This window comes from Rhizobium aouanii (genome assembly GCF_037002925.1).
Lineage (GTDB): Bacteria > Pseudomonadota > Alphaproteobacteria > Rhizobiales > Rhizobiaceae > Rhizobium > Rhizobium aouanii.
The window spans coordinates 96,909-118,506 of the sequence record NZ_JBAMYD010000017.1 but is presented as its reverse complement, the minus strand read 5'-3'; the positions used below and the strand labels follow the sequence as shown (position 1 = coordinate 118,506).

Here is a 21,598-nt window from a genome sequence, read left to right as displayed (position 1 = left end):
CGCTGCGTTGGATGACAACATGACTTGACTAGTGTTGTCAGCTTTTCTAAAACGCAGTTTAGAACAATTCGAAACTTGCATGGCGATCCACGCATCGTGGAACGTGTCATAAGGCAAGCCCGGCGGAAATTTCAAGAAAAATGAACCGCGGCCGCTGAAGCAAGCTCGTCAAGCGCAGGACTGAAGATCATGGCGCCGCCACGCCTTTATCTCGACTGGAATGCCACAGCGCCGCTGCACCCCGCAGCACGCGCGGCGATCATGCGCGCCATCGACGTATTTGGCAATCCGAACAGCGTGCATGGAGAGGGCCGCGCCGCGCGCGCTGCCATCGAAGGCGCACGACGCAAGGTGGCAGCACTTGCCGGCACCGATGCCGGCAATGTGGTCTTTACCAGCGGCGCGACCGAGGCCGCGAATCTGGTGCTGACGTCGGATTTCCGCATGGGCCGCACGCCGCTTCGCCTTGGCCATCTCTATTTTTCGGCCATCGAGCATCCGGCTGTGCGCGAAGGCGGCCGCTTCACCAGAGAGAAGATGACGGAGATCCCGGTGACGGAAGCCGGCATCGTCGATCTCGATGCGCTCGGCCGCCTGCTCGATGCGCATGACAAGGCCGCCGGCCTGCCGATGGTCGCCATCATGCTTGTCAATAACGAGACGGGCATCGTTCAGCCGGTCGAGGAGGCGGCAAAGATCGTCCACGCCCATGGCGGGCTCTTCGTCGTCGACGCCGTGCAGGCGGCCGGCCGCATCGCGCTCGATATCAATCGGATCGGCGCGGACTTCATGATCGTTTCCTCGCACAAGATCGGCGGGCCGAAGGGTGCCGGTGCGCTCATCGCGCAGGGCGAAGCGCTGATGCCCAGGCCGCTGATTCAGGGCGGCGGGCAGGAGCGGGGTCACCGCTCAGGGACACAGAATTCGCTGGCGTTGATCGGCTTCGGCGCGGCAGCTGAAGCGGCGGTCGACGAACTCGCGGCACGCAATGCGGCAATCGGCGCGTTGCGCGAGCGGCTCGAAGCCGGCATGCGTCAGGCGGCAGCCGATGTGATGATCCACGGCGAGGGTGGCGGGCGCGTCGCCAATACGATCTTCTTCACCCTGCCGGGGCTGAAGGCCGAGACAGGACAGATCGCCTTCGATCTCGAAGGCGTTGCACTTTCCGCAGGCTCGGCCTGCTCGTCGGGCCGGCTTGGCGAAAGCCATGTGCTGACGGCGATGGGACGTGACGCCAAGCTCGGAGCTCTGCGCATCTCGCTCGGTTTTTCGACGACGGAAGAGGATATCGACAGGGCGATTGCGGCTTTTGCCAAGATCGCCTGCCGGCGAAGATCGGCTGGCGAGGCGGCTTGAGCCGCGGCAAAACTTGCGGAAATGCAAATTTCCGCTTGCCAATCGGGCTGAAAAGTCCCTTTTGGCCTCCTACATCAGGGCAAGTAATTGCCCGACACGAAGGGCAGGACAATTGCCCGACATGAGGGGCAAGACAATTGCCCAAACGCTACAAGCTGCCGGACCTTGTATCCGGCGAGATTGGAGAATGAGATGGCTGCGGTGCAGGAAACAATCGACCAGGTGCGCTTGATCGATGTGGACCAGTATAAATACGGTTTCGAGACCGTCATCGAGATGGACAAGGCGCCGAAGGGCCTGTCTGAAGATATCATCCGCTTCATTTCGGCGAAGAAGCAGGAGCCGGAGTGGATGCTGGAATGGCGTCTCGAGGCCTATCGTCGCTGGCTGACGCTGGAAGAGCCGACCTGGGCGCGCGTCGACTATCCGAAGATCGATTTCAACGGCATCTATTATTACGCCGCGCCGAAGAGCACGCCGGGTCCAAAGTCGCTCGACGACGTCGATCCGGAGCTGTTGAAGGTCTATGAGAAGCTCGGCATCCCGCTGCGTGAGCAGGAGATCCTTGCCGGCGTCGAGAAGCCGAAGATCGCCGTCGATGCCGTTTTCGACAGCGTCTCGGTCGTTACCACCTTCAAGGCAGAGCTGAAGAAGGCCGGCGTGATCTTCATGTCGATTTCGGAAGCCATCCGCGAGCATCCCGATCTCGTCCGGAAATATCTCGGTTCGGTCGTGCCGACCTCGGACAATTATTACGCGACGCTGAATTCGGCAGTCTTTACCGACGGCTCCTTCGTCTTCGTGCCGAAGGGCGTTCGCTGCCCGATGGAGCTTTCCACCTATTTCCGCATCAATGAGAAGGGCACCGGCCAGTTCGAGCGCACGCTGATTATCGCGGAAGAGGGCGCCTACGTCTCCTATCTTGAAGGTTGCACGGCGCCGCAGCGCGACGAAAACCAGTTGCATGCCGCCGTGGTCGAACTGGTTGCGCTCGACGATGCCGAGATCAAATATTCGACGGTGCAGAACTGGTATCCCGGCGACAAGAACGGAAAGGGTGGCATTTACAACTTCGTCACCAAGCGCGGCGATTGCCGCGGCGACCGTTCGAAGATTTCCTGGACGCAGGTCGAAACCGGCTCGGCGATCACCTGGAAATATCCGTCCTGCATCCTGCGCGGCGACGACAGCCGCGGCGAATTCTACTCAATCGCCGTTTCGAATGGCCATCAGCAGATCGACAGCGGCACCAAGATGATCCATCTCGGCAAGAACACGTCGAGCCGCATCGTCTCCAAGGGCATCGCGGCCGGCGTTTCTAACAACACCTATCGCGGCCAGGTCTCGGCTCACCGCAAGGCGTCGAATGCGCGCAACTTCACCCAGTGCGATTCGCTGCTGATTGGCGACAAGTGCGGTGCCCATACCGTGCCCTACATCGAGGCGAAGAATTCGACGGCGCAGTTCGAACATGAGGCGACAACCTCGAAGATCTCCGAGGACCAGCTGTTCTACTGCCTGCAGCGCGGTATCCCGACCGAAGCGGCGATTGCGCTGATCGTCAACGGTTTCGTCAAGGAAGTGCTGCAGGAACTGCCGATGGAATTTGCCGTCGAGGCGCAGAAGCTGATCAGCATTTCGCTGGAAGGCAGCGTCGGTTAGCCGCAGTTTTCCGTCATCCTCGGGCTTGTCCCGAGGATCTACGCACGTATCCGGAAAGTGGGATGAGTGGTTTCGTCTACATGATGTCCGACAAACCACGAGGCGTGATCTACATCGGCGTAACGAGCGATTTGCACGGACGCATTTGGGAACACCGCAACGAAATCCAGAAGGGTTTTACGCAGAAATACAGAGCAAAGAATCTCGTCTGGTTTGAGCACCATCCGAACATCGTGTTGGCGATCCAGCGGGAAAAATCTCTGAAGCGCTATATGCGTGACTGGAAAATCAAGCTCGTAGAGGAGCTCAATCCGACCTGGATGGATCTCTACGAGCGGATCGATGAAATCGAGAATATCTATCGACCGCATCCGAATACGCGGGAGTGGAGCGATTATAATTGACGGCTTAGATCCTCGGGACAAGCCCGAGGATGACGGATCGAGACCGGTGCGAACGGTCTATCAGGCGGCACTTGAATCCGCTTTATGAACAGGAAGAACGAAATGCTTGAAATCAGAAACCTTCATGCCCGCATCGCCGAAGACGGCACCGAGATCATTCGTGGTCTGAACCTGACGGTGAAGGCCGGCGAAGTTGCCGCGATCATGGGGCCGAACGGCTCCGGCAAGTCGACGCTCTCCTATGTGCTGTCCGGCCGCAGCGACTACGAAGTCACCGAGGGTGACATTCTCTACAATGGCGAGAGCATCCTCGAGCTTGATCCGGCCGGACGCGCCGCCAAGGGCATCTTCCTTGCCTTCCAGTACCCGGTCGAAATTCCGGGCGTCGCCACCATGCAGTTCCTGAAGGTGGCGATGAACGAGCAGCGCAAGGCGCGCGGCGAGGACGAGCTGACGACGCCGGACTTCATGCGCCGCGTCAAGGATGCCGCCGGCAAGCTGCAGATCAACACCGAGATGCTGAAGCGGCCGCTGAATGTCGGCTTCTCCGGCGGCGAGAAGAAGCGCGCCGAGATCCTGCAGATGGCGCTGCTCGAACCGAAGCTCTGCGTGCTCGACGAGACCGATTCCGGCCTTGACATCGATGCGCTGAAGATCGTCGCCGACGGCGTCAACGCGCTGCGCTCGCCAGACCGTGCGGTCGTGGTCATCACCCACTACCAGCGCCTGCTCGACTACATCGTGCCGGATACCGTCCACGTGCTCTACAAGGGCCAGGTGATCAAGTCGGGCGACAAGACGCTGGCGCATGAGTTGGAAGCCAACGGCTATGCCGACATCATCGGCACGGCGGCCTGAGTTTCGGGTGGAAAGGACGACGTCCATGAACATGCAGACGACGAGCCGCCTGACTGCGGCTGAGACGGCGCTGATCGAGGCTTTCAACCAGCAGATCGGCGAGCTGCCGGGCAATGGCGCGGTGACGGCACTGCGCGACCGGCTTCTCGACGACCTGAAGAAAGCCGGCCTGCCGACGCGCCGCATCGAGGCCTGGCACTATAGCGACCTCAAGAACCTGCTGCGCACTGTCCCGCAGCAGGCGGGCGATGCCGGCTCGCAGGCTTTGGAGCCGCTCGTTGCCGACTCGACGGTGTTGGCAGTGATCCAGGGCCATTCCAACCAGAAGGCTACGGTCGACGGTCTTGGCGTTTCGGCCTATTCCGAACGTCTGCTTGACGGCTCTGCCGCAGGCGGGCTCGATGCGCTCGGCAGCGACGACGCGGTCGGCCGCATCAATGGCAGCTTCGTGCGCGATGGCTATGTCGTCGACGTGCCTGCTGATACCGAGCTTGAAAACCCCCTTGAAATCCAGTTCATCCATGCCGGTGGGCAGACACACACGCGCCTGCCTGTGTCCTTCGGCGCCGGCGTCAAGGCGACCGTCATCGAGCGTCACCGCACGGTGACCGGCGATGCAGCGCTGGTGTCCCATGTCAGCGACATTACCGTTCGCGAAGGGGCCGAACTGACCTGGATCATCCTGCAGCAGCAGGGGGCTGACGATACGCATCTCGGGCAGATCCGCATCGATCTGGGCGCTGACGCCAAGCTCCGGCTTTTCGTCATCAATGCCGGCGGCAGGCTGGTGCGCCAGGAGCTGCATATAAAGGTGACGGGCGAGGGCGCCGATCTGACCCTGCGCGGCATCAACCTGCTCGGAGCAGAAAGCCATACCGACGTGACGATGGTGCTCGGCCACGACGTGCCGAATACCGGCTCGACCGAAGTGATCCGCAACGTCGTCTTCGACCGCGCCAAGGGCGTCTTCCAGGGCATGATCCGGGTGGCGCCCGATGCGCAGAAGACCGATGCCAAGATGGCCTGCAACACGCTGTTGATGTCCGACGATGCCGAATTCTCGGTCAAGCCCGAGCTGGAAATCTTCGCTGACGACGTGCAGTGCGGCCACGGCGCCACGGTGACCGATATCGACGCCAACCATCTCTATTACATGATGGCGCGTGGCATTCCGGAGAACAAAGCGCGTGCGATGCTCGTCAACGCCTTCGTCGCCGAAATCGTCGAGGAACTGGAAGACGAAGCCCTGGTCGAGGCGCTGGAAGGCGTGATTTCGGCCTGGCTCGAAAAGCACGCCTGATCGGATATACCAATGGACAAGATAGCGCCGGCCACGCAATACGACGTCGAAGCCATCCGCCGGGATTTTCCGATCCTGGCGGAGAAGGTGCACGGCAAGCCGCTGGTCTATCTCGACAATGGCGCCTCGGCGCAGAAGCCGGAGGTGGTGATCGACGCCATCTCGCATGCCTATAGCCATGAATATGCCAATGTGCATCGCGGCCTGCATTATCTCTCGAATGCGGCGACGGACGCCTATGAGGCCGCACGCGAAAAGGTCCGGCGCTTCCTCAATGCGCCCTCGGTCAACGACATAGTCTTCACCAAGAATTCGACGGAAGCGATCAACACCGTCGCCTATGGCTGGGGCATGCCGAAGATTGGTGAAGGCGACGAGATCGTGCTGACGATCATGGAGCACCATTCCAACATCGTGCCCTGGCACTTCATCCGCGAGCGGCAGGGGGCCAATCTCGTCTGGGTGCCCGTCGACGACGAGGGCGCCTTCCATATCGAGGATTTCGAAAAGAGCCTGACGGAGCGCACCAAGCTCGTCGCCATCACCCATATGTCGAATGCGCTCGGCACGATCGTTCCCGTCAAGGAAGTTTGCCGGATCGCGCATGAGCGCGGCATCCCGGTTCTGATCGACGGCAGCCAGGGCGCCGTGCATCTGCCTGTTGACGTGCAGGATATCGATTGCGACTGGTACGTGATGACCGGCCACAAGCTCTACGGCCCGTCCGGCATCGGCGTGCTCTACGGCAAGAAGGAGCGGCTTTTCGAGATGCGGCCGTTCCAGGGTGGCGGCGAGATGATCTTCGAAGTCGCCGAGGACGTGGTTACTTATAATGATCCGCCGCATCGTTTCGAGGCCGGCACGCCGCCGATCGTGCAGGCGATCGGGCTGGGTTATGCGCTCGATTATATGGAGAAGATCGGCCGCGAGGCGATCGCCCGCCATGAGGCCGATCTTGCCGCCTATGCAGTCGAGCGGCTGAAATCCGTCAACTCGCTGCGCGTCTTCGGGACGGCGCCCGACAAGGGCAGCATCTTTTCCTTCGAGCTTGCCGGCATTCATGCCCACGACGTCTCGATGGTGATCGACCGGCAAGGTGTTGCGGTCAGGGCCGGCACGCATTGCGCCATGCCGCTCTTGAAACGCTTCGGCGTCACCTCCACATGCCGTGCATCCTTCGGCATGTATAATACCCGCGCCGAGGTCGATGCGCTCGCCGATGCGCTTGAATATGCGCGCAAGTTTTTTGCTTGAGGAGTGTCCGTGATGAGCCTGGACGAAAGCGAACAGAAGATCGACGTGCGCGAAGGCATCGTGCATTCCAGCATTCCGGCCGATGAGCTGGCGCGGTTGAGCGACGACGTTATCAGCGCGCTGAAGACCGTCTACGATCCTGAAATTCCTGCCGACATCTTCGAGCTCGGTCTGATCTACAAGATCGACATCGAGGACGACCGGATGGTGAAGATCATGATGACGCTGACCGCACCCGGCTGCCCGGTGGCCGGCGAGATGCCCGGTTGGGTCGAAAACGCCGTCGGCGCCGTCGAAGGCGTGTCGGGCGTCGAGGTTGCCATGACCTTCGATCCGCCGTGGACGCCGGATCGCATGTCCGAAGAGGCGCAGGTCGCCGTTGGCTGGTATTGACGTCCCGCGGTATTGATCCGTTTACCTCGGACGACTACATTTGAATCACGATGCACCGGATCTTAACCCCGGTTGCGGAAGGAGAATGAGCCGATGGGCTTTGCAATCATGAGCATGACGGACGGTGCTGCGGCCCGCGTCAAAGCGATCGTCGAGAATTCTGGGCCTGATGCCAAGGGCGTGCGCGTCGGCATCAAGAAGGGCGGCTGCGCCGGGATGGAATATACCATCGACCTGGTGACCGAGCCCAACGCCAAGGACGATCTGATCGAGCGCGACGGTGCCAAAGTCTGGGTCGAACCGTCGGCAGCTCTCTATCTCCTCGGCACAGAGATGGGGTTCGAGACGACGACGCTCCGCTCCGGCTTCACCTTCACCAATCCGAACCAGACATCGGCCTGCGGCTGCGGCGAATCCGTCGAGCTGAAGCCTGCCGATCTCGCGGCTCTTGCCGCACAGCGTCAAAGCGAGCCGGCGCATTCCTGATAGCTTCAGAGCGGCGGAAAATTCTCCGCCAGCAACTCTCCGATGAAACCGGGCGTGCTCAGTCGCGCTTGATGCTCATCAGCATTTCCCACATGTCGGCGCCAGTCTCGAAGACAACGGCGTTTGCCTTATAGCTCTGTTCGGTTTCAATCAGGTCGGTCAGTTCGGTGGCCGGATCGACATCTGACGCAGTCGGATTGACGACGGCCTGCACGCCGCCTGACGCAACGGAGGTGAGGCTGGTGTTCAGCCTGGCATAACCCGGCGTGCTGCTATTTGCGATGTTGCTGGCAATCGCGCTAACCCGCGTCGTCTGTGCCCGCATTCCCGAAAGAGCAGTGCTCGTAATACCCGATATGCTCATCAGCCGTTTCCCCAGAACTGGATGAAATTCTTGTACATGCAAGGGCTTAGGGAATGTTGAAGGCGTTGCGTTAGCAAAGACCTATAGGTTCGCGCATCTTCGCATCCATCTGTTCCGGATTGGCACGGAATGGGGTCGGGCGCGCGGAGCCATGGCCAGCTTCGTTATCGCGACGCCACCCAGTCGTGCCAATCGCTTTCGTCGCCGTTGAAGACGTTGAGGTCGATCTTGCCGTCGACGCCTTCGGAAAGGCCGGAGCCGGAATACTGCCAGAAGACCCACTTGCGGCCGGGGTAGACCTTGGAGGGATGAGCGGCCACCGAGCGCAGCCAGAAGGGATAGTTGAGCAGCTGACCCTTCAAATTGTCGCGGTAGAAATCCGGCGCGGTATAGATGATCGGGCGCTGACCGTAATGGCGCTCCAGCTTGTCCATGAAAACCTGCATCTTTTCCCGGACACGTGCGGGAGAGATGCGCCTCTTGCAGCTCGATTCGCCGTTCCATTCGACGTCGATGACGGGCGGAAGAGCGTTGGCTTCCCTTGGCACGTTGCGGATGAACCAGTCGGCCTGCTCACCGGCTGTCCGGCACCAGTAGAAGAAGTGATAGGCGCCGTGTTTCAGGCCGGCTTCCTTGGCCCGGCGCCAGTTCTTCTTGAACATCGGATCTAGGTGATCGCCGCCGTCGGTCGCCTTGATATAGACGAAGTTCGCACCTTGCCGCCGCAACGTCTCCCAGTCGATTTCGCCCTGCCAGCGCGACACGTCGACGCCGTGCACGGCAAGCTTTCTCGGCGAAGTGGAACCGAAGTTGATCGGCTTGGCATCGCGGAAGCGGTGGCCGTAAATTTGTCCGCGTGTCGGCGATCTCGTGCCGACATCGGGCATTGCATTACCGGCGGGATTGGACGGCATCAGCAGCGCGACCGGCTTATCTGTCGGCAGCGGCATCCCGACCGGCCTGTCGGCGGGCACGAGCGCCTGCGGAACCTCTCCCGCCCAGCGCAACGCCTGCTGCGGCGGGCTTGCCTGCGGCGCAGGATCACCAACGGCGGTGGCAGGAATCGGGCCGCTCGGCTGGGCGATGGCATTGGTCGTTTCCGGTGACGGCACGTTGCCCAGCACATCTTCGGCGCCCGAACTGGCAGCGCATCCCGACAGGATCAGGGCGGCGAGGAGGATTGCTGGCACTGCCGATGGACGCATAGGAACCTGCACGCAGAACAAGGGATCGACGGAGATCCATGTTCATGGAAGCCGCCTTTGTGAATTGCTAACAGAGACTTGCTAAGAAAGGTTAAATTTGATCCTTGTGCGCGGAAATCCTCCATGTCGATGTCGCCATTCTCGCGCACCTCCATCCGAAACAGCCTCAGCGACTGGCTCTCATACCCGCAATCAGAATATCGATGAGTTGCCTTGCCGCATCCCGCCAGGCGGGGCCACTGCTGATGCTCGCGCCGCCCGCCAGGGCGCGCAGGATATCGAGCGGGTCCATCGCCAGACGGATTTCACCGGTGGCGACTGCGCGATCCACCAGCAGATTGACGGCACCTATGATCAAATCGGCAGAACCGGCATAGAGCTCGGAGGTGCCGCCGACCAAAGAATCCAGCACTTCGGACATGCCGTGTTTGGTCACGACATAATCCACGAACTGCACCAGCCACAGGCGAAGCGCTTCGACAGGCGGATGTATCTCGGCAAGGCTTTTGGCGGCAGCGGCAAGCTGCGCCGTCTCGTTGCGGTAGATGGCGGAAACCAATGCATCGCGCGTCGGGAAATGGCGATAGAGCGTGCCGATGCCGACGCCGGCGATGCGGGCGATTTCCTCCAGGCTGGCGCTGGAACCCTTGTCGGCAAAGATGGTCTTTGCCGTTTCCATCAGCAGAAGACGATTGCGTTCGGCATCCGCACGCGGCTTTCGGACGGTGGGCTCGTCACTTTTTTCGGCCATTTCCGAGAAGTCCCCTTGATAAACGGAGGATGCCTCCATATTTATCTGGAGGCATCCTCCTTTTATTTCATTTGAGGCCGGCGGGCAATGGTCCACCAGCCTGGAGCGGTGCGTCCATAGTCAAGGAGATAATCATGAGTGGACCTTTTGGCGCGACATCAACCACCGATGAGGTGCTCGCCGACGTCGATCTCAAGGGCAAGCGTGTTCTGGTGACGGGTGTTTCGGCCGGCCTCGGCGTGGAAACCGCGCGCGTGCTGGCAGCCCATGGTGCGCAGGTGACGGGTACGGCACGCGACCTTGCAAAGGCGAGGGCGGCAACGGAAGTCGTGCGCGCCGGTGCGGCCAATGGCGGCAGCGTTGATATCGTCGAGCTTGATCTTGCCTCTCTGGCAAGCGTGCGCGCCTGCGCCGATGCGCTCATTTCGGATGGCCGCCCCTTCGATGTCGTCATTGCCAATGCCGGCGTGATGGCCGCTCCCTTCGGCCGCACCGCCGATGGCTTCGAAACGCAGTTCGGCACCAACCATCTCGGCCATTTCGTGCTGGTCAACCGCATCGCACCGCTCGTCAAATCGGGCGGCCGAGTGGTGATCGTCGCATCCTCGGGCCATCGCATGGCACCTTTCAGCCTCGATGACCTCAATTTCGAGAGCAAGACCTATGAGCCCTGGGCGGCCTATGCCCAGTCGAAAACCGCAAATATCCTGTTTGCGGTGGAACTCGACCGGCGCCTCAAGGAGCGCGGCATCCGTGCAACGGCACTGCATCCCGGCGGCATCCAGACCGAACTCGACCGTCATCTCGACCCTGATATGATTGAAGGCATGATAACGCAGATCAACGCAGCACTCGCCGCCGAGGGCAAGCCGCCCTTCCAGTGGAAGACGATTCCTCAGGGTGCGGCTACCTCCGTCTGGGCAGGTTTCGTCGCCCCGGCAGACGTGGTCGGCGGCAGATATTGCGAGAATTGCCACGTCTCCGAAGTGACGGATGCGGAGATCAGCCCGATTTCCGAAGGCGTGCGCACCTACGCGCTCGATCCCGAGACGGCCAGGGCATTGTGGGCCAAAAGCGAGGATATGGTCGGCGAGCGCTTTTAGAGCATGATGCCGAAAAGTGTAAGCGGTTTTCGGACGACATCATGCTCTAACTATATAATGTAGAACAGGATTCAGATTTTAGGCCGACCCGGCCTAAAATCATCCTGTTCTAGGCCGCAAACCGGCACGCTTCGACGCTGAACCTGGATCGGCTGCTAACCAGACAGGTTATCCGCACATGTCCATCAGAATTAGGAAAGCCCCTCCCATGATGGAAGGGGCTTGGATTGCTCGGCCCTTCGCTACAGCATCAGGCTTGACCGCTATTCGGCGGCCTCGGCGTAGCTTTCCACCGGCGGGCAGGTGCAGATCAGGTTGCGGTCGCCGTAGACATTGTCGACGCGGTTGACCGGGGACCAGTATTTGTCGACGCGGAAGGCGCCGGGCGGGAAGCAGGCTTGTTCGCGCGAATAGGGCCGGTCCCATTCGCCGACGAGATCTTCCACCGTGTGCGGGGCGTTCTTCAGCGGGTTGTTCACCTTATCCATACGACCATCCTCGATGGCGCGGGCTTCCTCGCGGATCGCCAGCATCGCTTCGCAGAAACGGTCGAGTTCGGCCTTGGTCTCGCTTTCCGTCGGCTCGATCATTAGCGTGCCGGCGACCGGCCAGCTCATGGTCGGGGCATGGAAGCCGCAATCGATCAGCCGCTTGGCGACGTCGTCGACGGTGACGCCTGAGCTGTCGACCAGCGGACGGGTGTCGATGATGCATTCATGCGCGACACGGCCGGCCTCCGACTTGTAGAGCACGTCATAGGCACCCTTCAGCCGGGTGGCGATATAGTTGGCGTTGAGGATCGCCACCTTGGTCGCCTGCGTCAGGCCTTCGCCGCCCATCATCAGGCAATAGCTCCAGGAGATCGGCAGGATCGAGGCGGAGCCGAAGGCGGCGGCCGAGACCGCACCCGAGCGGCCGTCGGTTTCCGGATGGCCGGGCAGATAGGGAGCCAGATGCGCCTTGACGCCGATCGGGCCCATGCCGGGTCCGCCGCCGCCATGCGGAATGCAGAAGGTCTTGTGCAGGTTGAGATGTGAAACGTCGGAGCCGATGTCACCGGGGCGGGACAGGCCGACCATGGCATTCATGTTGGCGCCGTCTAGATAGACTTGGCCGCCATGCTCATGCACCAGATCGCAGATTTCCTTGACGGTCTCCTCAAAGACGCCGTGCGTCGAAGGGTAGGTGATCATGCAGCAGGAGAGGTTTGCCGCATGCTGCTCCGCCTTGGCGCGGAAATCGTCGAGATCGATATCGCCGTTATCACGCACCTTGACGACCACCACCTTCATGCCGACCATCTGGGCCGAGGCCGGGTTGGTACCGTGCGCCGAGGTCGGGATCAGGCAGACGTCGCGATGACCGTCGCCATTGGCGATATGAAAGTTGCGGATCGTCAGCAGGCCGGCATATTCGCCTTGCGCACCGGAATTCGGCTGCATGGAGAAGGCGTCGTAGCCGGTGACGGCGCAGAGCTTTTCGATCAGGTCGTCGATCATCTCGCGGTAGCCGAGCGCCTGGTCGGCTGGCACGAAGGGATGGATGTCGGAAAATTCCGGCCAGGTGATGGGAAGCATTTCCGCCGTCGCGTTGAGCTTCATCGTGCAGGAGCCGAGCGGGATCATCGAGCGGTCCAGTGCCAGATCCCGGTCGGAAAGCCGGCGGATGTAACGCGTCATCTCGCTTTCGGCGCGGTTCATGTGAAAGATCGGATGGGTGAGGTAATCGCTGGTTCTGAGCAGACCCTTCGGCAAGCGGTAGGAAGGCTCGAAATCGGCAATGGTGAAATTGCCGCCGAAGGCGCGCCAGACGGCTTCGAGCGTCGCCGGCCGGGTGCGTTCGTCGAGGCTCATGCCGATTTTGGTTTCGCCGACCTTGCGCAGATTGACGCCTTCGGCAACGGCGGCTCGCAGGATGAGGCCCTGCATATGGCCGACTTCGACGGTGATCGTGTCGAAGAAGGCATCAGGCTCAACCTTGTAGCCAAGCTTTTCCAGGCCCTTGGCCATCAGCACGGCTTTCTGGTGTACCTGCTGGGCGATCGCCTTGATGCCCTTCGGGCCGTGGAAAACGGCGTACATGGAGGCCATGACGGCCAGCAGCACCTGGGCGGTGCAGATGTTCGACGTCGCCTTTTCGCGGCGGATATGCTGTTCGCGGGTCTGCAGCGACAGGCGATAGGCGCGGTTGCCGCGGGCATCGACGGAGACGCCGACGAGGCGGCCGGGCATGGAGCGCTTGATGGCATCCTTGACCGACATATAGGCGGCATGCGGGCCGCCGTAACCGACCGGGACACCGAACCGCTGCGAGGATCCGACGGCAATGTCGGCACCCATTTCGCCGGGCGATTTCAGCAACGTCAGCGCCAGGATATCGGCGGCGACGATCGCTATGGCGCCGGTCTGATGCAGGCGCGAGATCAGGCCGGTAAAATCATGCACGTGACCGTGCGTGCCGGGATACTGGAAGATCGCGCCAAAGACGTCGACAGGATCGAGATCGGTGAAGGGATTGCCGACGATGACGCTCCAGCCGAGCGGCTCGGCGCGGGTGCGGATGAGGGCGATAGTCTGCGGATGGCAGTCGGCATCGACGAAGAAAGCCTTCGCCTTCGACTTGGCGACGCGTTCGGCGATCGCCATGCCTTCGGCGGCGGCGGTCGCCTCGTCGAGCAGCGAGGCGTTGGCGACGTCGAGGCCGGTGAGGTCGCAGATCATCGTCTGGTAGTTCAGCAGCGCTTCCAGGCGGCCCTGGCTGATCTCCGGCTGGTAGGGCGTATAGGCGGTGTACCAGGCCGGGTTTTCCAGGATGTTGCGCTGGATGACCGGCGGCGTAATCGTGCCGTAGTAACCCTGGCCGATCAGCGAGACCAGCACCTTGTTCTTGTTGGCGGTCTCGCGCAGCTTGTCGAGTGCCTCGCGCTCGGTCATCGGCGCGCCCCAGACGAGCGGCGCCTTCTGGCGGATCGAGGGCGGCAGCGTCGCGTCGATCAGGCCATCGAGGCTGTTATAGCCGATCACCTTCAGCATATCGGTCATCTCGGCCGGCGAGGGGCCGATATGGCGGCGATTGGCGAAATCGTAGGGCTGATAGTCGGTGAACTGGAATTCTGTCGGCGTCGTCATTACGCAGTGAGCTCCTTGTAGGCCGCCTCGTCGAGCAGGCCATCGGCGTCCGCAGCATTTGCAAGCTTCAGCTTGAAGAACCAGCCGGCGCCCTGAGGATCGGAATTGACGAGCGACGGATCTGCAACGATGGCCGGATTGACCTCGGTGATCTCGCCATCCAGCGGACAATAGACGTCGGAAGCAGCCTTGACGGATTCAACGGTCGCGGCATTGCCGTTCTTGGAGAAGGTCGCGCCGACTTCCGGCAGTTCGACGAAAACCAGGTCGCCGAGCTGCTCGACGGCATAGGTGGTGATGCCGACCGTCGCAACGCCGCCTTCGATCTTCAGCCATTCGTGTTCTTCGGTAAATTTCAGCATTGTTCGTCCTCTCTGGAAAAGGTTTAGCGTTTGTAGGTCGGTGTAACGAAGGGCAGGGCGCTAACGGTGGTCGGCAGATATTTGCCGCGCACCTCGGCATAGACGAGCGTGCCTGCCGCAGCATGGGAGAGCGGCACGTAACCCATGGCGACGGGACCTTCGACGCTGGGGCCGAAGCCACCCGAGGTGACTTCGCCGATTTCGACCTTGCCCTCGGCATCGGCATAGAGCTTGGCATGGCCGCGCACCGGCGCCTTGCCTTCCGGCTTCAGGCCGACGCGGCGGCGTGCGGCGCCGTTTTCGAGTTCGGACAGGATGCGGCCGGAGCCAGGGAACCCACCGGCGCGCGCGCCGTTGCCGCGTCGTGCCTTCGGCATGGCCCATTCCAGCGCCGCCTCGACCGGCGAGGTGGTCGTGTCGATATCGTTGCCGTAGAGGCAGAGGCCGGCTTCGAGGCGCAGCGAATCGCGGGCGCCGAGGCCGATCGCCTGGACGTCGGGATGTTCGAGCAACCGCATGGTGACATCCACGGCCTTGTCTGATGGAATCGAAATCTCGAAGCCGTCTTCGCCGCTATAGCCGGAGCGCGAGACCAGACAGGAAACGTCGTGCAGGCGGCAGTGGCGCACATCCATGAATTTCATCGCCGCAACGTCGGCCCAGAGTTCGGCAAGAACCGCAACCGCACGCGGCCCCTGCAGCGCGATCAGGGCGCGATCTAGAAGCGTGATGTCGCACTGGTCGCCGATATGGGTCTGCAGATGGGCGAGATCGGCCTCCTTGCAGGCAGCGTTGACGACGACGAAGAGGTGGTCGTCGAGATGGGCGATCATCAGGTCGTCGAGAATGCAGCCGGTGTCGTCGGTGAAAAAGCCGTAGCGCTGGCGGCCTTCGGCAAGGCCTAGGATATCGACGGGCACCAGGCTTTCGAGCGCCAGCGCCGCATCCTCGTAGCTGCCCGACTTCGCCTTCACGATGACCTGACCCATGTGGGAGACATCGAAGAGGCCGGCTTCGGCGCGGGTATGAAGATGCTCCTTCATCACGCCTGCGGGATATTGCACCGGCATATCGTAACCGGCGAACGGTACCATGCGGGCGCCGAGCGAAAGATGCAGGGCATGCAGCGGGGTTTTCTTCAGGGCAGCAGTATCGTCCAAAAGACGCCTCCGGGGTTTGCGCCTTGTCGCGAAGGCGCGGGCTCAAATCTGAAGGCGCGGCTGCGCACTTCTCTCCTGAGCCCCCTCTGTCCCTTTGCCTGAGATTGTTATCCCTTCGGCGAGCGTTTCGAAAACGCTTCTCTCCAGAGTTCCGTCTGCCCCTTGCTGGTCCTTTTGCCTGAGAGTTTCCGGGGCGGTTGCTCCTTCGGCACCGGTGGCGAAAGCACCGGCTTCTCCCAACAAGGTTGGCGCAATTATCCGGCGGGTGCGGCGCTTGGCAAGGCCAAATGTCGTGACCGGACAATTTTTTGTCGCCATATAACGGCTGAGCCCTGATCTACGGCAATCTGCTTTTGCATTTCGCGGGGAAACCGGCTATCGCGACATGCTGTTGAAGGGGATCTTATGCGGCAGACCGGACTGAAAGCGACGCTCTTCCTGCGCATGCTTTGCGCATTGAGCCTGCTTTTGCTCGGCCTTGCCCATCAGGCGCCGCAGGCCGTCGCCTCCGAAGGCTACGATGCCGCGGCCTATGTGCTGCCCGATGGCACTTTCGCCTCGCTCTGCGTCACCGTGAAGGACGCCGACGGTAAGACCTTCGCCTTCAAGCCGAATTGCGAAGCCTGCCGACTGTCGGCCTCCGTCATCCTGCCGATGCCGGATGCGGGCTCCTGGCTCGAGCGCAAATTCGCCTCACTGATCAACGCGCCGATCGAAACCTTAGCCGTTGCCAGCGCAAGCGCTGTCAGCCGGGCGAATTCCCGCGCGCCTCCCATCCTCGCCTGATCTGCCTTCGCAATCCAGATGCAGCATGCCGGTCCGCCCGAGAGACGTCCGCGACCGGCGAGGAGATATCCGATGAAAACCATCAACACATTTGGCAAGACATTCGGGTTTGCCGCCCTTCTTTCCGCGACCGCCTTTGCCAGCGCCGAGGCCCATGTGACCTTCCTCGACAGGGAGGCCACACAGGAAAGCACCATTCTCGCGACGCTGCAGCTGCCGCACGGCTGCGACGGCAAGGCGACCACGGAAGTGCGGGTCAAGCTGCCCGAAGGCTTCGTCTTCGCCAAGCCGCAGCCGAAGGCCGGCTGGGAGCTCGAGGTGATCAAAGGCGACTACCAGAAGACCTACGACAATCACGGCGACAAGGTGAAGACGGGCGCAATCGAAATGCGTTGGAAGAACGGCAATCTCTCCGACGATTTCTACGACACCTTCGTCATCCAGGGTAAGGTATCGGGCGTCGAAGCCGGCACCTCGCTCGCCTTTCCGGTGACGCAGATGTGCGGCGACACGGTCGAGGCCTGGGATCAGGTGGCCAAGGAAGGGGGCGACGCTCATGGACTGAAAAGCCCGGCGCCGCTTTTGAAGGTCGTTGCCGGCGAAGATCATGGTCACGATCATGACGATATGGCCGGCATGGACATGTCTGCTATGGCGGGCGCGGACATGTCAGGCAAGGGGGCCGCACCGGCCGGCGAAACGGTCAAGGCGGGTGATCTCGACATCTCCGGCGGGTTCGCCAAGGCAATGCTGCCCGGCCAGCCGGTCGGCGGCGGCTTTTTCACGGTGAAGAATAACGGCCAGACGGACGATCGCCTGGTGTCCGTCAGCTCGCCCGCAGCTGGTGAGGTTCAGATCCACGAGATGGTGACGAAGGACAATGTCATGCGGATGCGCCAGCTGAAGGACGGTATCGCCATCGGTGCCGGCGAGATGGTCAAGCTCGAGCCCGGCAACCTGCACCTGATGTTCCAGAAAGTGAAGACGCCGTTCAAGCAGGGCGATACGGTGCCGGTGACGCTGACCTTCGAAAAGGCCGGCAAGGTCGATCTGGTCCTGCGGGTGCTGTCCGCCCAAGGCAAATGAAGTAGACTGATTAAACAGAAAAGCCTGCGACTGTAACGGCAGTCGCAGGCTTTCATCTGGAAGACGATGACCTCAGAAGTCTTCGTAGGATCGCAGCGCCTGTTTCAGGCCGGCCTGCGGCTGGCGGTTGCCTTTGGCCATCAGGTCGAGGGCCACTTCGGTCGACTGGATGATGCTGGAGGGCTCGTCTATTTCCTGAGTGCCTTCGGCCTTCAACTGCCGGTCGGCAACGCGGCGCGCATCGCGGGCGGCGGTGCTCGTTGCGACACGCTGCGGAATTCGGAGCGAGTCGAAGGCAATGGCGGCGGTGCTCGCCGATATGGACAGGAGCTGGGTCATGCTGTCAGGGTATCGGTACGACCTTGGCGCCATTATAAAAAAATCATCGGCATTTTACCGGATGGTAAGAATTCATTCCTTCCCGATTGGAATCGCTGCAGAGTTGCGATAAATCCGGCCGATGATCCAGGCTCTTCTCGTCGCCGTCGGCGGCGCCATCGGTTCTCTTCTCAGATATTATGTCGGCCAGTGGGCGCTGAGACTCATGGGTCCGGCATTTCCCTGGGGCACGCTCGCCGTCAATGTCGTCGGCTGCTTCGTCATCGGCGTCTTCGCCGAGCTGATCGCGCGGAAGTTCAACGCCTCGGTGGAGCTGCGCCTCCTGCTGATCACCGGCTTCCTCGGCGGCTTCACCACCTTCTCGGCCTTCTCGCTGGATGCCATCTCGCTATTCGAGCGCGGCGAGGCCGTCGCCGGTGGTATTTATATCGCTGCGAGCGTCGGGCTTTCGATGGCGGCCGTCATCGCCGGGCTTGCCGTCATGCGCGCTTTGGCCTGATTTCTTTTCCGGTTTCCGTTTTGCATGAAAATGCTCTAAAGGCTGCGGCAAGAACGCCGGCTCGGCCTGCGCTGCAATTTCCGAAAGATTTTTTATGGCTGGCATAGAACATATCAAGGTTGAACCCGACGAAGCCGGCATGCGGCTCGATCGCTGGTTCAAGGTGCACTTTCCCGGGCTCGGCTTCGGTCCGCTGCAGAAGCTCTTGCGCTCCGGCCAGGTGCGCGTCGACGGTGGACGTGTCAAATCGGATGCGCGCGTGCAGCCCGGCCAGACGGTGCGCGTGCCGCCGATGGATGTCGATGCCAAGCTGAAATCCGGACCGATCGCTGGCAAGGATCTCAAACATTCGACGGATTTCCAACTCTTGTCCCGCATGGTGCTGCACGAGGACGAAAAGGTAATCGTGCTCAACAAACCCCCTGGTCTTGCGGTACAGGGTGGCTCGGGTGTGGCCAGGCATATCGACCAGATGCTCGAAGCCTGGACCAGCCCGAAGGGCGAGAAGCCGCGGCTCGTCCATCGCCTCGACCGCGACACTTCGGGCGTTCTCGTCATCGCCCGCACCCGTGGTGCAGCGCAGAAGCTGACCGCGGCGTTCCGCGAACGCGACACCAAGAAGACCTACTGGGCGCTTGTCAAGGGTGTGCCGCGCAAGCACGAGGACAAGATCTCGACCTGGCTCGTCAAGGAGCCCACGATCGATGGTGACCGCATGCGCATCGCCAAGCACGGCGAGGACGGCGCCGATCATGCGATTTCCTTCTACCGCGTGCTGGAGACGGCGGCACAGAACCTCGCATGGCTGGAGATGGAGCCCTATACCGGCCGTACCCACCAGTTGCGCGTCCATGCCCTGCATATCGGCCATCCGATCATCGGCGATCCGAAATATTTCGACGACGATCCGAATTGGGATTTTCCAGGTGGCGTCCAGAAGAAGCTGCATCTGCACGCGCGTCACATCGACATTCCGCACCCCTCCGGTGGCCGCCTGCGTGTCAGCGCGCCGCTGCCGGCGCATATGGTGCAGACCTGGAACCTTCTCGGTCTCGACCTTGCCGGCGCTGAAAGGGACAGCGAATGAAACTTGCCCTTTTCGATTGCGACGGCACGCTGGTCGACAGTGCTGCGCTGATCCACGAAACCATGCGCAGGACCTTCGACAAGTTCGGCAGGCCGGAACCGCGGTTTGAAGACACCAAGGCCATTATCGGCCTGTCCCTCGATATCGCGATCGCCCGCATGCAGGGCAGGCCGCATGTCGAGCAGCAAGACATCGACATGACAGCGCATTACAAATCGCTGTTCTCGATCGTGCGTCAGGATCTCGATTACAAGGAACCGCTGTTTCCCGGCATCCGCGAAATGATCGATCTACTGACTGGGCGAGAAGACCTGCTGATCGGCGCGGTGACGGGGAAATCCAGGCGCGGACTCAATCTGGTGATGGAGACGCATGGTTTCGACAAGCATTTCATCGTCGCGCGCACCGCCGACGATTGCCCCTCCAAGCCGCATCCGGCCATGGTGACGGAATGCTGCGATGAAACCGGCATGAATGCCACTGACACCATTGTCATCGGCGATGCGGTTTACGATATGCAGATGGCCAAGGCTGCCGGCGCCAAGGCGATCGGCGTTGCATGGGGCTATGCCAGCGTGGATGAGCTGATCGCCAACGGCGCTGATGCGATCGCCTACCATCCGAACGAGATATTGCGTCATTTTTCCTGAGGTGAGCCCATGCGCGATCTGCTGAACGACCTTTCCGAAGGCCTGAGCCATCCCGATCCCATCCGCCGCGCGCAGATCCAGATGAAGAAGCCGCTGCCGAAGCGTTTCTATACCGATGTCTCCATAGCCGAGCACGAGGGCGGTTTTGCGATCACGCTCGACGGCAAGATGGTGCGCACGCCGGCGCGCCAAGTTCTGGCCGTGCCAACTGAGGCCCTCGCACAGCTTGTCGCCGCCGAATGGCAGGCGCAGGGCGATGAGATCAATCCCGTGAGCATGCCGGTGACCCGGCTGGTCAACACCGCACTCGACGGCGTTGCCGCCAACGCGCAGGCGATCTTCGAGGATATATTGCGCTTTTCATCCAGCGACCTCATCTGCTACCGCGCCGAGGAGCCGGAACTGCTGGTCGAACGCCAGGCCGAACGCTGGGATCCGGTGATCGACTGGGCGGCGACCGATCTCGGCGCCCGCTTCATCCTCGTCGAAGGAGTGATGCCTCATGAGCAGCCGCGCGAGGCCATTGCCGCCTTCGCCGTCACACTCGCGAGATATGATAGCCCGATGGCGCTTGCCGCCCTCCACACAGTCACCACGCTGACCGGCTCGGCAATCCTGGCGCTCGCCTTTGCCGAGGGCCGGGTGACGGTGGAGGAGGCCTGGTCGCTTGCCCATCTCGACGAGGATTGGACGATCGAGCATTGGGGCAGCGACGAGGAAGCCGAGGAGCGGCGGGCCAAGCGCTTTGCCGAGTTCAAAGCCGCAGCCGATGTTTTTTTCGCCCTAAGCGCCTGAAACATATTGCCTTCCAATGCATTATGACGAAGTCTGCGACTCCAACGGGGTGGTGCGGGATTTTGCAATGAATTGGCTGAGGTCGTGTTTTTGCCGGGCGACACTCGTCTGTGTCGCGCTCACGGCCTGCGGCAGCCTCTCGGCCACCAAGCCGGCGGCGCCGGTCTATGATGTGCGCAGCGCCGTCGTTCTCTCCGGTCCGAACATGCCGGCCGAGCTGCTTTCCGGCATCAACGACCGCGTCAACGCGGCGATCAACGCCACCGTGCGCGACACCGTGCTGCCGCGGGTGGTGCTGACGATCCGCGTGGTTTCCGTCCAGAAGGGCCTCGGCTTCCAGAAGGACCGCAACGTCGCCAAGATCAGCATCGACGCGGCCTCGGTCGAGGACGGCTCGGTCATCGCCGTTAGCGCCTTCGACGTCACCAGCATCGCTGCCGATCCCAAGCTTGCCGACGAGATCCTGGCCGAGGACGCCGCGGCAAGGATACGCTCGGTTTTCTCACTCAGCGGGCGCGCTCAATAGCGCGACGCCCTAACCGCCGGATTGCCGCCCGCAGCGGCGAGGGA

At 61.5% G+C, this 21,598-nt stretch carries 23 protein-coding genes and 1 riboswitch; of the genes, 16 read left to right on the top strand and 7 right to left on the bottom strand.

What is annotated here, in order from left to right:
- Positions 1-189: 189 nt before the first annotated feature.
- The 8 genes from V8P77_RS26880 to sufA all read left to right on the top strand — a co-directional run bounded on the left by V8P77_RS26880 (position 190) and on the right by sufA (position 7,713).
- On the top strand, positions 190-1,356 hold the full coding sequence (locus V8P77_RS26880; RefSeq protein ID WP_335915078.1) for a cysteine desulfurase family protein: 1,167 nt from the start codon (positions 190-192) through the stop codon (positions 1,354-1,356).
- A 192-nt stretch (positions 1,357-1,548) separates the two neighbouring features.
- Complete coding sequence (gene sufB, locus V8P77_RS26875) at positions 1,549-3,018, top strand: Fe-S cluster assembly protein SufB (protein WP_335915076.1); 1,470 nt, start codon at positions 1,549-1,551, stop codon at positions 3,016-3,018.
- 62 nt (positions 3,019-3,080) lie between these two features.
- On the top strand, positions 3,081-3,422 hold the full coding sequence (locus V8P77_RS26870; RefSeq protein ID WP_335915074.1) for a GIY-YIG nuclease family protein: 342 nt from the start codon (positions 3,081-3,083) through the stop codon (positions 3,420-3,422).
- A 102-nt stretch (positions 3,423-3,524) separates the two neighbouring features.
- Positions 3,525-4,280 (top strand): Fe-S cluster assembly ATPase SufC, encoded by a 756-nt coding sequence (gene sufC, locus V8P77_RS26865; protein ID WP_335915072.1) that lies wholly within the window; start codon positions 3,525-3,527, stop codon positions 4,278-4,280.
- Positions 4,281-4,305: 25 nt separating this feature from the next.
- On the top strand, positions 4,306-5,580 hold the full coding sequence (gene sufD, locus V8P77_RS26860) for a Fe-S cluster assembly protein SufD (RefSeq protein WP_335915070.1): 1,275 nt from the start codon (positions 4,306-4,308) through the stop codon (positions 5,578-5,580).
- Positions 5,581-5,592: 12 nt separating this feature from the next.
- Positions 5,593-6,834: a cysteine desulfurase gene (locus V8P77_RS26855; protein WP_335915068.1), complete on the top strand. Its 1,242-nt coding sequence runs from the start codon at positions 5,593-5,595 to the stop codon at positions 6,832-6,834.
- Positions 6,835-6,846: 12 nt separating this feature from the next.
- Positions 6,847-7,227, top strand: coding sequence for an SUF system Fe-S cluster assembly protein (locus V8P77_RS26850; protein ID WP_003559708.1), 381 nt, complete (start codon positions 6,847-6,849; stop codon positions 7,225-7,227).
- A gap of 93 nt (positions 7,228-7,320) precedes the next feature.
- A complete protein-coding gene (gene sufA / locus V8P77_RS26845) occupies positions 7,321-7,713 on the top strand; it encodes a Fe-S cluster assembly scaffold SufA (RefSeq protein WP_025394706.1) in 393 nt (130 codons plus the stop codon).
- A 58-nt stretch (positions 7,714-7,771) separates the two neighbouring features.
- On the opposite strand, the gene V8P77_RS26840 is transcribed toward sufA, so the two are convergent.
- From V8P77_RS26840 to V8P77_RS26830, 3 genes are all read right to left on the bottom strand, one after another.
- Positions 7,772-8,077, bottom strand: a complete 306-nt coding sequence (locus V8P77_RS26840; RefSeq protein ID WP_335915052.1) for a flagellar basal body rod protein FlgC — start codon at positions 8,075-8,077, stop codon at positions 7,772-7,774.
- A gap of 164 nt (positions 8,078-8,241) precedes the next feature.
- Entirely contained in the window at positions 8,242-9,282 is a 1,041-nt protein-coding gene (locus V8P77_RS26835) for a glycoside hydrolase family 25 protein (RefSeq protein ID WP_335915050.1), read from the bottom strand.
- Between the two features lie 166 nt (positions 9,283-9,448).
- Positions 9,449-10,072, bottom strand: a complete 624-nt coding sequence (locus V8P77_RS26830; RefSeq protein WP_335915048.1) for a TetR/AcrR family transcriptional regulator — start codon at positions 10,070-10,072, stop codon at positions 9,449-9,451.
- A gap of 95 nt (positions 10,073-10,167) precedes the next feature.
- Between V8P77_RS26830 and V8P77_RS26825 the strand changes: the two genes are divergently transcribed.
- Complete coding sequence (locus tag V8P77_RS26825; protein ID WP_335915047.1) at positions 10,168-11,136, top strand: SDR family NAD(P)-dependent oxidoreductase; 969 nt, start codon at positions 10,168-10,170, stop codon at positions 11,134-11,136.
- 263 nt (positions 11,137-11,399) lie between these two features.
- Here V8P77_RS26825 and gcvP read toward each other — a convergent pair whose 3' ends face one another.
- From gcvP to gcvT, 3 genes are read right to left on the bottom strand one after another with little or no spacing between them, the layout of a single operon-like run.
- Entirely contained in the window at positions 11,400-14,264 is a 2,865-nt protein-coding gene (gcvP, locus tag V8P77_RS26820) for an aminomethyl-transferring glycine dehydrogenase (protein ID WP_335915045.1), read from the bottom strand.
- Positions 14,264-14,626: a glycine cleavage system protein GcvH gene (gene gcvH / locus V8P77_RS26815; RefSeq protein ID WP_003539971.1), complete on the bottom strand. Its 363-nt coding sequence runs from the start codon at positions 14,624-14,626 to the stop codon at positions 14,264-14,266. Before gcvH ends, gcvP begins: the two co-directional genes overlap by 1 nt.
- A 23-nt stretch (positions 14,627-14,649) precedes the next feature.
- Positions 14,650-15,786: a glycine cleavage system aminomethyltransferase GcvT gene (gene gcvT, locus V8P77_RS26810; RefSeq protein ID WP_335915042.1), complete on the bottom strand. Its 1,137-nt coding sequence runs from the start codon at positions 15,784-15,786 to the stop codon at positions 14,650-14,652.
- 156 nt (positions 15,787-15,942) lie between these two features.
- Positions 15,943-16,035: riboswitch (glycine riboswitch) on the bottom strand.
- 156 nt (positions 16,036-16,191) lie between these two features.
- Between gcvT and V8P77_RS26805 the strand changes: the two genes are divergently transcribed.
- Both V8P77_RS26805 and V8P77_RS26800 read left to right on the top strand, forming a co-directional pair.
- Positions 16,192-16,572 carry a hypothetical protein gene (locus V8P77_RS26805; protein ID WP_335915041.1) on the top strand — a complete coding sequence of 127 codons (381 nt, stop codon included), beginning with the start codon at positions 16,192-16,194 and terminating at the stop codon, positions 16,570-16,572.
- 72 nt (positions 16,573-16,644) lie between these two features.
- On the top strand, positions 16,645-17,658 hold the full coding sequence (locus V8P77_RS26800; RefSeq protein ID WP_335915040.1) for a copper chaperone PCu(A)C domain-containing protein: 1,014 nt from the start codon (positions 16,645-16,647) through the stop codon (positions 17,656-17,658).
- Between the two features lie 72 nt (positions 17,659-17,730).
- Here V8P77_RS26800 and V8P77_RS26795 read toward each other — a convergent pair whose 3' ends face one another.
- On the bottom strand, positions 17,731-17,997 hold the full coding sequence (locus tag V8P77_RS26795; protein ID WP_017960595.1) for a hypothetical protein: 267 nt from the start codon (positions 17,995-17,997) through the stop codon (positions 17,731-17,733).
- A gap of 121 nt (positions 17,998-18,118) precedes the next feature.
- Here V8P77_RS26795 and crcB point away from each other — a divergent pair, with 121 nt between their 5' ends.
- The 5 genes from crcB to V8P77_RS26770 all read left to right on the top strand — a co-directional run bounded on the left by crcB (position 18,119) and on the right by V8P77_RS26770 (position 21,554).
- Entirely contained in the window at positions 18,119-18,496 is a 378-nt protein-coding gene (gene crcB / locus V8P77_RS26790; RefSeq protein WP_003539962.1) for a fluoride efflux transporter CrcB, read from the top strand.
- A gap of 94 nt (positions 18,497-18,590) precedes the next feature.
- Positions 18,591-19,583: an RluA family pseudouridine synthase gene (locus V8P77_RS26785; RefSeq protein WP_020050085.1), complete on the top strand. Its 993-nt coding sequence runs from the start codon at positions 18,591-18,593 to the stop codon at positions 19,581-19,583.
- Positions 19,580-20,233 carry an HAD-IA family hydrolase gene (locus V8P77_RS26780; RefSeq protein ID WP_335915039.1) on the top strand — a complete coding sequence of 218 codons (654 nt, stop codon included), beginning with the start codon at positions 19,580-19,582 and terminating at the stop codon, positions 20,231-20,233. The genes V8P77_RS26785 and V8P77_RS26780 overlap by 4 nt, the downstream gene beginning before the upstream one ends.
- A 9-nt stretch (positions 20,234-20,242) precedes the next feature.
- The gene (locus V8P77_RS26775) at positions 20,243-21,028 is read left to right on the top strand and encodes an ATP12 family chaperone protein (RefSeq protein ID WP_335915038.1); all 786 of its coding nucleotides are present in this window, start codon (positions 20,243-20,245) and stop codon (positions 21,026-21,028) included.
- Positions 21,029-21,095: 67 nt separating this feature from the next.
- Positions 21,096-21,554: a calponin homology domain-containing protein gene (locus V8P77_RS26770; protein ID WP_129422445.1), complete on the top strand. Its 459-nt coding sequence runs from the start codon at positions 21,096-21,098 to the stop codon at positions 21,552-21,554.
- Positions 21,555-21,598: the final 44 nt, after the last annotated feature.